General features: G+C 63.8%; 7 protein-coding genes. 2 read left to right on the top strand and 5 right to left on the bottom strand.

The features are described from left to right. The first annotated feature begins 166 nt into the window (after positions 1-166). Positions 167-3,220, top strand: coding sequence for a fused MFS/spermidine synthase (locus tag DL240_RS04320; RefSeq protein WP_111728614.1), 3,054 nt, complete (start codon positions 167-169; stop codon positions 3,218-3,220). A 593-nt stretch (positions 3,221-3,813) separates the two neighbouring features. Here the strand turns inward: DL240_RS04320 and DL240_RS04325 are convergent. From DL240_RS04325 to DL240_RS04345, 5 genes are all read right to left on the bottom strand, one after another. Then, positions 3,814-5,073, bottom strand: coding sequence for a peptidylprolyl isomerase (locus tag DL240_RS04325; RefSeq protein ID WP_111728615.1), 1,260 nt, complete (start codon positions 5,071-5,073; stop codon positions 3,814-3,816). 166 nt (positions 5,074-5,239) lie between these two features. After that, entirely contained in the window at positions 5,240-6,778 is a 1,539-nt protein-coding gene (locus DL240_RS04330; protein WP_111728616.1) for a serine/threonine-protein kinase, read from the bottom strand. Between the two features lie 9 nt (positions 6,779-6,787). Further along, on the bottom strand, positions 6,788-8,467 hold the full coding sequence (locus DL240_RS04335) for a serine/threonine protein kinase (protein ID WP_111728617.1): 1,680 nt from the start codon (positions 8,465-8,467) through the stop codon (positions 6,788-6,790). 304 nt (positions 8,468-8,771) lie between these two features. Next, on the bottom strand, positions 8,772-10,427 hold the full coding sequence (groL, locus tag DL240_RS04340; protein WP_111728618.1) for a chaperonin GroEL: 1,656 nt from the start codon (positions 10,425-10,427) through the stop codon (positions 8,772-8,774). A gap of 93 nt (positions 10,428-10,520) precedes the next feature. Further along, positions 10,521-10,811: a co-chaperone GroES gene (locus DL240_RS04345; RefSeq protein ID WP_111728619.1), complete on the bottom strand. Its 291-nt coding sequence runs from the start codon at positions 10,809-10,811 to the stop codon at positions 10,521-10,523. 273 nt (positions 10,812-11,084) lie between these two features. On the opposite strand from DL240_RS04345, the gene DL240_RS04350 reads away from it, so the two are divergent. Continuing rightward, positions 11,085-12,371, top strand: a complete 1,287-nt coding sequence (locus DL240_RS04350; protein ID WP_111728620.1) for a glutamate-5-semialdehyde dehydrogenase — start codon at positions 11,085-11,087, stop codon at positions 12,369-12,371. Positions 12,372-12,387: the final 16 nt, after the last annotated feature.

Raw genomic sequence — 12,387 nt, forward strand, 5'->3', positions numbered from 1 at the left:
TCGTGTTTATGCAGAACAATTCCGACCAACGTACTCAACTTTCCCTAGCGTACGCCTCCAAAACCGTCAATACGGCCCCGCTATTTCACAGTTCAACGCTTTGAGCCTCATCGGCTAAACTCCCCGGGTTCATCTCCCGACCCCATCGGTCTCCGTAGGAGCGCTCGTGCATCGCCTGGTCTTTATCTTCTTTCTCTTCTCAGGGTTCAGCAGCCTGGTCTTCGAGGTCATCTGGGCCCGCATGCTTCAACAGGTCTTCGGCACCACGAGCTTCGCGATCAGCACCCTGCTCACCGCCTTCATGGCCGGACTCGCCATCGGCAGCCTCCTCGGCGGACGCCTGGCTCGCCAGGTCAAAAGCCCGCTGCGCATCTACGGCATCCTCGAAGCCTCCATCGGTCTCTACGCCCTGCTGGTTCCCCTGCTCCTGGCCTACCTCCCCACGCTCTACGCGCCTCTCTTCGAGCGCTTTATGGGCGACTTCTACCTCTTCAGCCTGCTGCGTTTCGTCGCCGTATTCGTGATCCTGGTCCTGCCTACCACCCTGATGGGCGCAACCCTCCCTCTGGTGAGCCAGTGGCTGGCCGACCGTCAACGCATCTTTCACGGAAGCATCGGCCTCCTCTACGGCGCCAACACCCTGGGAGCCTGCCTGGGCACCTTCCTCGCCGGCTTTGTCCTCCTGCCGGCGTTCGGACTGCACACGACCAACCTGATCTTCGTGGGCGTGAACCTCGCGCTCGGAGCCGCCGTGCTACTGAGCTACCGCAGACTCGAGCGCAGCATAGCCCACGAAGAAAACCCCGAACTTCAGGCCGAGCTCAGCGAAGACGACATGGCACTGATCCAGGGCGGAACCGCCCTGGCCCGCCCGATCCCCACATGGGCGCTGCGCCTTACCCTGACGCTCTTCGGACTCACAGGCCTGGTCGCCATGAGCTATCAGGTGCTCTGGACCCGGGCCTACGTCATCACCCTGGGGAGCTCGACCTACTCCTTTACCCTCGTCCTCACCGCCATCCTCATCGCCATCGCCCTGGGCAGCGTCCTTGTCTCCCCTCTTCTAAAACGCGTCCAACGCCCCATCTACCTGCTGGCCCTGCTCCAGGCTCTGGTCGCCGCCAGCGCCACCGTCGGCTTCTACGTCCTCGACCGAATCCCGGCATTTCTCTACGACCGCGCACGCGACACCATCTCCGGCGTCGGTGAGATCTACGCCTATCAATTCGGACTGGTCGCCCTCGTCGTCTTCTTGCCCTCTCTTTTTCAGGGCATGAGCTTTCCGGTGGTCGTGCGCGCGGTCAACGCTCGCATCGAAGAGACCGGTGAAGAAGTCGGCGCGGCCTACGCCTTCAACACCGCCGGCTCGATTGTGGGCAGCTTCGCCGCGGGCTTTGTCATCATGCCCTGGCTGGGAATGCAGCGCGCCATCGCCACAATGATTCTCGTCAACCTCACGGTCGCCGCCCTGCTCTGCGCGATCGAGTTGAGCCAACGCTTTGAACCCCGACGCGCCCTCACCATGCTCCTGGCCCTCCTCACCGGCGCCTCCCTCTTCTATATCGCTCCTCCCATCGACCGCGCTCGCCTCAGCGCCGGCATGTTCCGAGTCCACCTGGCCCGTGAGGTCTATTCCCCGAAGAGCTTTGAGAGCAGCACCCCCGAGATTCTCTATTATGAGGATGGCCTTACCGCCACGACCTCCGTGGAGAAACGCGGAGGCGGCGTGGCCCTCAAAGCCAACGGCAAACCTGAGGCCAGCGACGGTGCCGATATGGACACCCAGATCCTCGTCGGACTCCTGCCCTTTGTCGCCCGCAGCGCCTTCGCGGATGTCGCACTCGGACAGGAAGAAGCCGCCATGGTCGGGTTCGGCAGCGGCGTGACCGCCGGCGCCAGCCTCCAGTGGCCCCTCAAACGCCTGGAGGTCGTCGAAATCGAGGCCACCATGATCGAGGCCTCCCGCTTCTTTGAACACGTCAACCACCGCCCCCTCGAAGACCCCCGGCACGTCCTCATCGAAAGCGATGGACGCAACTACCTGGAGTACTCCCCCCGCACCTACGACGTGATCGTCTCCGAACCCTCCAACCCCTGGATCGCCGGAGTCTCCTCGCTCTTCACCGTCGAGTACTTCGAGCGCGTCCGCCAGAAACTCAACCCCGGCGGCGTCTACGGTCAGTGGGTCCAGCTCTACGAACTCCATCCCGACAACGTGCGCCGCGTCTTTGCCACCTTCCTGGCCGCCTTTCCCCACGTCCACGCCTTCTCCTCCAAGGCCAAGAGCACCGACCTGATCCTCCTGGGCAGCGACCGCCCCCTGGCCTTTCCCCCCGAAGGCTTTGAACGCGCCTGGTCCATCGACACCGTACGCACCGAACTCCAGCGCGTGGGCATCAAAGACGTGATGGACCTCTACGGGCTGGCCTTCATGAACCAGGCCGAACTCGAGGCCTTCGCCGCTGGCAGCGAACTCAACACCGACGACAACGGCCTGCTCGAGTTCAACGCCCCCCATGACTTGATCTTCTACAGCGTCGGAGAACTCTTTTTCGCTCGCCACTACTTCAGCGGAGAGATCTACGGGGATCTCCGCCCCTACCTTCAGAACTGGCCCACCGACTGGTCCCCGAACCAGATCGCGCGCCTGGCGCGCGGCGCCTGGCGCGCCGGCAAAGCCGACCTCGCACGCGATATCCTCCACGAAACCGGCCTGCGCAACGCCCGGGGCCGCGACCCACTGCTCGATGAACTCATCGGCGTCCTCGACGCCGATCACTTACCCATCGCCCCGGCCGCCGAAGCGACCTTCGCTGCCAGCGACGACCCCTACCAGGAAGCCGCTCAACGCGCCGGCTCACCGCAGGGCGCAAAGCAAGTGATCCAGGAACTCTACGAGCAGCAGCGCGCCCCCCGCCAGGGCTACGACGGACGCCGCGGGCTCCTGCACGCCTACGCACTCACCGTCAGCGGCGATGCCCGCGGCGCCCAACGCCAGCTCGACCACCTTCACAACATCCCAGACGTCACCCACACCCCCCTCTACCCGCTACTCGCCGGCCAGGTCTATCAGGCGCGCCGGCGCTACCGAGAGGCCTATCGGGCACTCTCCCTCGCAACCCTTGCGACCGACCTGCCCACCCCCCATCCTCCCACTGCCCACGACCTCCCCGCGCCCGTCAACGCTCTGCCCGAACCCCACACCTCGCCCGCCGACTAACCTCCCCCCCGACGAGGCCCCCGATTCCCGGCGTCCACCCCAAAACCGGGGCCTCCACACCCCAAACACACTGACCACCGTGCCATCCTGGCGCATTCACCGCCAAAATCTCCCGCGCGACCGGGCGTTTCTGCCACGCGCTGACCTGAAAACCGTCTTCGCCAGGACATTACGGGGTCTACGCCCCCCAAAAAACTCGCTCCCCGTGACATCCTGGCACAACGAACCCCCGAAAACTCGTGTTCGCCACGATTTTTCGGGGTCTACGCCCCCCAACTATCCTGTTCAACACGATTTGCATGCCACGCGCTGACTCAAATCTCTCGCACGACACGGTTTGCAAGCCACGCGCTGACCCGAATCTCCCGCCCGATACGACTCTTCAGGGTCTACGCCCCCCAGTTTTCCTTCGCCACACGGTTTGCGAGCCACGCGCTGCCTTGAATCTCTCACCCAACACGCTTTGCACGCCACCGCGCGCCTCGCACCTCGTGCGTCCTGGGTCAGGCAGCCTCGCCAGCCCCACGGGACCGCGCATAAAAAAGCCCCCGGCGCCAGAGCGCCGGGGGCTTTTCATGTCACATCAGCGGAGCTTACTTCGCACCGGGCTGCAACGAGGGGTCGAGCTTAAGTTGACGCCCGGCGCCGGCCGCCGGGGCCTTCTGGCCCTGCTGCGGGGCGACCTGCCCGGGGAGGTTCAGCTGAGGCATCCCCGGAGGCATCTCATCGGCCGAAGCCGCCATCTCCTGGTTCACCCTAATGTTATCCGCCAGCTTCTCAACGGTGGCCCCTTCCCGCAGCTCGGTCAAAAAGCGCTGGAAGAGACGCACGCGCAGCTCGTGGCGCAGCTCAACTTCGATGTCGTCTTTGACCTCATCCAGCGTCGCGACCGCGGCGTCACGCTTCTCGACGAGCTGAATGATGTGGAAGCCGAACTGCGTACGAACCAGATCCGAGACCTGATTGGGCTCCATACCAAAGGCCACCTCGGAGAACTCCGGAACCATGCGACCTTTGCCAAAGAAGCCCAGGTCGCCGCCACGCGGCGCGGTCGGCCCTTCGGAGTGCTCACGTGCCAGCGCTTCAAAGTCCGCACCCTCGGCCTTGGCCAACTCCAGGATCTCCTGGGCTTTGGCGCGGGCGGTGGCCACAGCCTCGTCATCGGCCCCGCGCTCCACCTTGATCAGGATATGTCGCGCACGCACTTCGTCCGGACGGGTAAAGCGCTCGGTATGCTCGTTGTAGTAGGTCTCGACATCTTCAGCCGGAACCTCCAGGCCGTACTTGCTCTCCAGGTACTTCTCCAGACGAGCGTCCCGCGCCATGTTCTCGCGCACCATCTCCTGGTTCAGACCCATCTGCTGGAGATAGCCATTGAACATCGCCTCATTGGGGAAGCGCTCGCGGAACTCGTTGAAGAGCTTATCGACGTCTTCCTTAGTGGCCACGACGTTGGCCTCTTCCAGGGTGCTCTCGACCAGATAGTGATCGATGGCCAGATCGACAGTCTGGGCCTTGAGCATATCGAGCATCTGCGCGGGCACCCGCTCCGGGAGACGCGAGGCACGCTGGCGCACCATGTCATTGAAGGTATCCGCCCCTACTTCCTTGCCATCGATCTTGGCCACGGGGCCGGTCGCGTGGAAGGGGAGTTTCTCAAGGGGAATCTCTTCGGGTTCGGCCTGAGCCTGTGCCTCGTCCTTGGCCGCGCCCTCCTCGCCGGTGGCCTCGTCTTCGGCCGCGGCGTTTTCGGTGGCTGCTTCCTCTTGTTTGGAGGAATCACAGGCGACGACGCCGCCTCCCAGAGCAGCGACGAGCGCAAGCCCGATCAGTCGGCGTTTCTCAAACAGCATGAAGTCTCCTGGGTACGTGAAGATATCTGGTTGTCTCGGATGAGCGGGCTCTGGCCTACAACTCGTGCCGAAGGGGTGTCAAGCCGGCGCTCCGAGCACCGGGTTATCTCGCCGCCCAAAACCGGCTGCGCCTCTCGGGCATTCCGAGCGCCCCTCACCGACATGTCTAAAGAGGTAAGGCCTGCATTACGGTGAGCACCAGCGCAGACCAGTGCTGCGAGAACCAGGCCGCCCCGGCCCCCATCACCCGTAGAGGTCCGGCCGGATCAGCAGCCTGCACAAACCACACAGGATCCCTCGCCATTTCGCCGGCCAGCTCCACCGGCCCGAAGAGGTGCGCCACGACCGCCGCCCCCAACGCCAGCTGCCAGGCCACGCGCCCCAGGGAGTTAGACCAGTCGGTCGACGTCGAGACCAGCGACCAGACCAGCGCCAGCACCGCAGGAGAGGCCGCCGTCATCAGACGCAGCCCGTAGCCGAACTCGCTGGCCTGAGCTCCGATCATCAAAAACGCCATCGGCACGACCACCAGGCTCAGGCAGACCTCGGCCCACTCACCGATGCTTCGTGGCGGGCGAAACCAGCGGTCCAGTCGGAGGCGACGACGCCGCATCACCGGATCGCTATCGGCCCGGTGATGCTCTTTGTAGGCGTCGTAATCGAGCTCCAGCTTTTCGCCGGCGCCCAGCAGGCCTCCGACCACCTCCCGAGCGCTTCGCTTGCGTCGAAACGTATCCGGATCCACCGACGCCAGGATATCCACCTGCTCCCCCATCGCCGGACCACGCACCTCACTAATAGCCACGGGTGATGAGGCATCCTGGCCCCTCTCGATCCGGTCCAGCGCCTGGAGCAGCTCACTGGCGCCGGGAAGTCGTTGGTCGGGATCTTTTTCCAGCAGCGCGCGCAACAGGCCATGCAGCCGGGAATCGATCGCAGCCAGCTGGGGAAGCTCCAGCGGCTTGCGCGAGACGTGTGCGCTGATCGCATCGTCGACGCTCGCTGCTCGCACCGCCTGCTCCCCGGCTAACATCTCATAGAAGAGCAGCCCCAGCGCGTACATATCAGCGGCCGGCCCCACCGGCAGTCCTCGGGCCTGCTCCGGCGCGATGTAGCGAGGGGTCCCCACCGCGATCCCTTCACGGGTCAGATCGACAATGGACTCGTCTTCGAGTTTCGAGAGCACTTTGGCCATGCCAAAATCGAGCACTTTGACCTTGTAGCCCCCGTAGCGGGTTGGGGAGAGCATGACGTTCGCGGGCTTTAAGTCCCGATGAATCACCCCGTGCTCGTGCGCCACCTGCAGGGCCATGGCGATCTGGCGAATCACGTCGATGGCGACCTCTGCGCGCATCGGGTTGTGGTGCACCACCTTATCGAGCGTCTCCCCCTCCACGTACTCCAGCACCATGAAGATGAGCCCCTGGCCGGAGCGCCCCCAGTCGTAGAGCGAGATGATGTTGGAGTGCACCAGCGTGCGAACCACCGTCATCTCGCGCTGGAAGCGCCCGATCGCCGTCTCGGAGGCCGGGCTATCCGCCGGAGGAATCGCCTTGATGGCCACGCGCTCGCTGGTGAGCTCGTCCACCGCGCTGAAGATCATGCCGTAGGCCCCGGCGCCGACGCGTTGCCCGATTCGGTAGCGTTGCTCCAGCAGGTCACCCGGCCGGATCAATTGCTGTAGTCGTCGGTGCGGCTCGTTCATCCCATCCTCTTATCCGGCCCAGGGCAACATCGGCTCCAGCATCTCATAGATCGCGGCAATCGCTCCGGCGATCGCCCCCAGCGTCACGCGCAGCGCCATCGGGATCTGCTCCGGACTCAGCCCGAGAAACCAAAGGGTATCGCCACGCAACCCACGGGCCGCGTCACCGGGAATGAGCAGCCCCACCAGCACCAGAGCGATCGCACTGGCCGCAGCATAGCGCTTCACCCAGGGCAGCAACCAGCGGCGAGTCACATCGGAAAAATGCAGGGTATGGGAGAACGCCACCCAGATAAAACTCAGAACACAAGGTAGCGCCCCGACCACCGCCCGGGCCGACGCCCCCAGCGGTGAAGCCGCCGCCGATACCAGGGCAAACGACAGGAAGGTCAGCAGGCCCAGCGCCAGCACTCCGACCAGCGTCAGCCGCCAGTGTGCATGAGTCGCCGCCCGCTCCTGGTGCTGGCGAAGCTCGGCCACCGAAGGGTCTTTCTCACGAGCGAGCTGCCGTTGCTGCCGAGCCACCGTCCCCAGGTCCAGGTCCAGCTCCCCGGCGTTTCGAGGGCGCGCCCGGGCGACGCTGCGTTGCGGTGACGGCGCCGAAGCCCCCCGCGCGCCCAGGGCCCGTACGCTCCCCGACGAGGTGCCGGCGCCTGACCGAAGCTCCTTCTCCGAGTCTTCGGGCAGGGGCAGGTACCCCTTCCCCGAGAAGACATCCTCCGATGCATCGGAGGCTTCCGTCATCGCCCGAGGGGTCTGCGGGGCGGTCGGCTGAGCCCCCCTCTCACGCGCGCGACCGGCCAGGATGTCATCGAGTTCCTGGCGAATCTCTCCGGCGGAGGCATAGCGCCTGGAGGGATGGCGCTCGGTCGCCCGATGGATGATGGCCCGCAGCTCCTCGGGCAGCCCTTCGATGCCCTCCAGGGGAAGCGGCTCCTCGGAGAGATGAAAGCGCGCGACCTTTGCCACGCTGGACTCATCGATGCAGGGCCGGCCGGTGCACATCTCAAAGAAGATCAATCCCACGCTGTAGAGGTCACTCGCGGCGCTGACCTTCTGCCCCAGGATCTGCTCAGGGCTCATATAGCGGGGGGTGCCGATGAACTGGGTGGACTGGCGTCCCGAGCTTGTCTTGACCTTCTCTTCCGCTCGCTCCACCAGCTTAGCCACGCCGAAGTCGAGCACCTTCACCGTCAGCGCCCCGCGGGCGGTACGACCGACCATGATATTGGCCGGCTTTAAGTCACGGTGAATAATATGATGGGCGTGGGCCTCCTGCAGACTCTCCAGAATCTGGAGGCACCACTCCATGGAGCGGCGTTTGCCCAGCGCGCCGTGCTTCTCAATGACTTCATCCAGGGTGCGCCCGTCGACGTACTCCAGCACCATGTAAGGGATGCCCTCGGAGGTCTTTCCGAAGTCGAAGATCGCCACGGTATGCGGGCTCTTCAGCCGGCTGGCCAGGCGCACTTCATTCATGAAGCGCTCGGCCACCTCGGGATGAGAGGCCATCACCTCGGGACGCAAAAACTTCAGGGCCACGTCGCGATCCATCACCTCATGACGGGCGTGAATCACCGTGGCAAAACTCCCCTCCCCCAGCGGCCGCACGATGCGGTACTTGTCGTCAAAGAGCATCCCGGCGCGCAGCTCAGCGTAGGCGCGGGTCTCAGTGCCGTGGTGGGTCATGCGTCCTTCTTTTAGCACAGTCGTGCACCGTCTCAGCGCGGGTGCACCGTCTCAGCGGGCCTCATCCGGCGAGAATCTAACATCGCGCCGCCAGACGGTCCATCGCATAGACCGGGGGCTGCGAGTGGCGCAGTGTGGCGAGTGTCGCGGGACTTAAGCGTCGCGTCCGAAACATCAAAAAAGCCGGCCCCGCGCTTAAGCGCGGGGCCGGCTTCTTAAAACACACAACCGCAAGGGCAGTGTCACAGGACCTGCAAGGAGGTCGGGCGCCCGGGACGGCTTACACCAGCCCCGAGCCCGGGGCTTACATCATGCCCATGCCGCCCATGCCACCCATGCCGCCCATACCACCCATCCCGGCAGCGCCACCGTCGTCGTCGCCCGCCTTGGGCTTCTCGGCGATCATCGCCTCGGTCGTCAGCATCAGACCGGCGATGCTGGCCGCGTTCTGAAGCGCGGTGCGGGTCACCTTGACCGGATCGATGACGCCGGCTTTCACCAGGTCTTCGTACACATCGGTGCGGGCGTTGTAGCCGTAGTTGCCATCGTTATTGAGCACGTTCTGGATAACGATGGACCCTTCGACGCCGGCGTTGGCCGAAATCTGACGGATCGGCTCCTGAGCCGCGCGACGGATGATGTCGACACCGAAGGCCTGCTCATGCTCCAGCTCAAGGCCATCGAGCACCTTGGAGGCACGCAGCACAGCCACACCACCACCCGGGACGATGCCCTCTTCGACGGCAGCGCGGGTCGCGTTGAGCGCGTCTTCGACGCGAGCCTTCTTCTCCTTCATTTCGATCTCGGTCTGCGCACCGACCTTGATCACGGCCACGCCGCCCACGAGCTTAGCCAGACGCTCCTGGAGCTTCTCGCGGTCGTAGTCGCTGGTGGTCGACTCAATCTGCGCCTTGATCTGGCTGACACGACCGGTGATCGCGTCCTTGGAGCCCTGACCACCGACGATGGTGGTGGAGTCCTTGGTGATCGTGACGGTGTCGGCGGTTCCCAGGTCCTGAAGGGTGGCCGCTTCCAGCTTCATGCCGCGCTCTTCGCTGATGACGTTGCCACCGGTGAGGGTCGCGATGTCTTCGAGCATCGCCTTGCGGCGGTCACCGAAGCCCGGCGCCTTAACCGCAGCGACGTTGAGCACGCCACGCAGCTTGTTCACCACCAGGGTCGCCAGCGCTTCGCCTTCGATGTCTTCGGCGATGATCAGCAGCGGACGGTTGCCCTGACCGTGCACCTGCTCCAGCAGGGGCAGCAGGTCCTTCATCGTGCTGACCTTCTTGTCGAAGAGCAGAATGAAGGGGTTGTCAAAGGTCGCTTCCATACGCTCAGCGTCGGTCACGAAGTAGGGCGAGAGGTAGCCACGGTCGAACTGCATCCCTTCGACGAACTCCAGCTCGTCTTCCAGGCCCTTGGCTTCTTCGACGGTGATCACGCCTTCTTTGCCGACCTTTTCCATCGCTTCGGCGATCAGGTTACCGATCGACTCATCGTTGTTGGCCGAGATGGTGCCCACCTGAGCGATCTGCGAGCGCTCGCTGGTCTCGGTGGCCATGGTGTGGAGCTGCTCCACGACGGCGGCAACAGCCTTGTCGATGCCGCGCTTGATTTCCATCGGGTTGTGGCCCGCGGTCACAAGCTTGGTACCTTCACGCAGAATGGCCTGGGCCAGCACCGTGGCGGTGGTGGTCCCGTCACCGGCGGTGTCGGAGGTCTTGGAGGCGACCTCTTTGACCATCTTGGCGCCCATATCTTCGAACTTGTCCTCAAGCTCAACTTCCTTGGCCACGGTCACACCGTCTTTGGTGATCAGGGGCGCGCCGAAGCTCTTTTCGATGACCACGTTGCGGCCCTTCGGCCCCAGGGTCACGCGCACAGCGTTGGCAAGGGTGTTGACGCCGTTGAGGATGCGCTGGCGAGCGCGGGTATCAAAAATGATCTCTTTGGCCATGGTAGTTCTCCTAATTCAAGGGTCTGGGTGCTCGCTTATTAAGCGAGTCAATACAGCCGTTCAACAGCCTGAGTTCTGCAAAGGGCAGAAGGCTCAGTCGGTGATCACCGCCAGGATCTCTTCTTCACGAAGGATCAGGTGCTCTTCGCCGTTGATCGTCACATCCGTGCCGGAGTACTTGCCAAAGAGGACCTTATCGCCTTCTTTGACCTGCAGAGCCACGGGCTTACCGTCATCGCCGGGCTTGCCTTTACCGGTGGCACGCACGATCCCTTCCAGGGGCTTCTCTTTGGCGGTGTCGGGGATGATGATGCCGGTCGAGGTTTTCTCTTCACCGGCCACGCGCTGGATAAGGACGCGATCATACAGGGGCTGAATCTTCATCGCTTCACCTCGTAGAATGGGTTATGAAATAAGGTGTTTGAGTGAATCAGAGACCGGAATCGGCCTCTTAGCACTCTCGACCGGAGAGTGCTAACGCGGCATACCGTATGCGCGGCCCTAACCAAGTCAAGCAGAAAAGTTTAAGACATCCCCGAAGCCCTTACAGGATGCGGACCTGGCGCCTTTCACAATCATTGACCGTGCGCCTGCTGCTCCGATCTTCTGGCCTTGCTCCCCTGGCGAGGCAGCCCCGAACAAGCGACGAGATTCATTGTGAAAGAGACCTTCGATCCGCAGCTGCTCACCGAGCAGGCCCGTGGCGTTCGCCGCGCTGCGCGCCAGCTGGCTCGCCAGCCCGGCTCGGTGCGCGACGATGCCCTCCAGCACATGGCGCAATCCCTGCGCGCGCACACCGAAGCCATCCTCCAGGCCAACCAGGCCGACCTGGCGCGAGCTCGCCATAACGACTTAAGTGATGCCTTCATCGACCGCCTCCGCTTAACCCCGGAGCGCATCGAACAGATGGCCGCAGCCATCGACGAGGTGCGTGCCCTGGCCGACCCGGTTGGCGGCTATGATGAAATGTGGATGCGCCCCAACGGACTCCAGGTGGCCCGAAAACGCATCCCCCTGGGCGTCATCGGCATCATCTACGAGGCGCGTCCCAATGTGACCAGCGACGCCGCCGCGCTCTGCTTAAAGAGCGGCAACGGCGTGATGCTCAAAGGCGGCAGCGATGCCTACGCCTCCAACCTGGCCGTGGTCACCGCGATGCGCCAGGGGCTTCGGGCCAGCGCGCTGCCCGAGGACGCCTGCCAGGCCATTGGCTTTGTCGAGAGCCGGGCACGCGAGGCCACCACTCATTTGCTCACGCTGAGTGAGGCCATCGACGTGATCATCCCCCGCGGCGGCAAGGGCCTGATTCACTTCGTGCACCAGCACTCCCGCATCCCGGTCATCAAACACGATGAGGGGGTCTGCCACCTGGTCGTCGACGGGTCGGCCGACGTAGAGGTAGTCGAGCGTGTGGTGCTCAACGCAAAAACCCAACGCCCCGGCGTATGCAATGCCGCCGAGACGCTGCTCTTTACGCGCAACGCGCTGGGCGTCCACGTGGAGCGCTGCCTTAAGGCCCTGGCCCGCGCCGGCGTTAAACTCCACCTCTGTGAGACCAGCGCCGCCATTGCCGAGTCACTGGACATCGCCTACACCCCGGCCACCGACCAGGCTTACGCCACCGAATTTTTGAGTCTGGAACTATCGGTCAAAGTGGTCGACGACCTGGAGGCCGCCATCGCCCATATCGACCGCTTTGGCTCGCGTCACTCCGAAGCGCTGCTGACCGAGAACTACCCGCAAACCCAGCGCTTTATCGACGCGGTCGACTCCTCGGTGGTACTGATCAACGCCTCCACGCGCTTCAGCGACGGAGGCCAACTGGGCCTGGGCGCCGAGATTGGCATCAGCACCACCCGCATGCACGCCTACGGCCCCATGGGGTTAAAGGAATTGACGACCACCAAATTCGTTGTGTTAGGTACGGGACAGATCCGGGAGTGACCCGCGATGTTGGCCT

The organism is Lujinxingia litoralis, from assembly GCF_003260125.1.
Classification (GTDB): Bacteria; Myxococcota_A; Bradymonadia; order Bradymonadales; family Bradymonadaceae; genus Lujinxingia; species Lujinxingia litoralis.

What these genes read in the sequence shown, in the direction of transcription:
- DL240_RS04325 (WP_111728615.1), bottom strand. Translation starts at nt 5,073, where the DNA reads ATGCTGTTTGAGAAACGCCGACTGATCGGGCTTGCGCTCGTCGCTGCT.
- DL240_RS04330 (WP_111728616.1), bottom strand. Translation starts at nt 6,778, where the DNA reads ATGAACGAGCCGCACCGACGACTACAGCAATTGATCCGGCCGGGTGAC.
- DL240_RS04335 (WP_111728617.1), bottom strand. Translation starts at nt 8,467, where the DNA reads ATGACCCACCACGGCACTGAGACCCGCGCCTACGCTGAGCTGCGCGCC.
- groL (WP_111728618.1), bottom strand. Translation starts at nt 10,427, where the DNA reads ATGGCCAAAGAGATCATTTTTGATACCCGCGCTCGCCAGCGCATCCTC.
- DL240_RS04345 (WP_111728619.1), bottom strand. Translation starts at nt 10,811, where the DNA reads ATGAAGATTCAGCCCCTGTATGATCGCGTCCTTATCCAGCGCGTGGCC.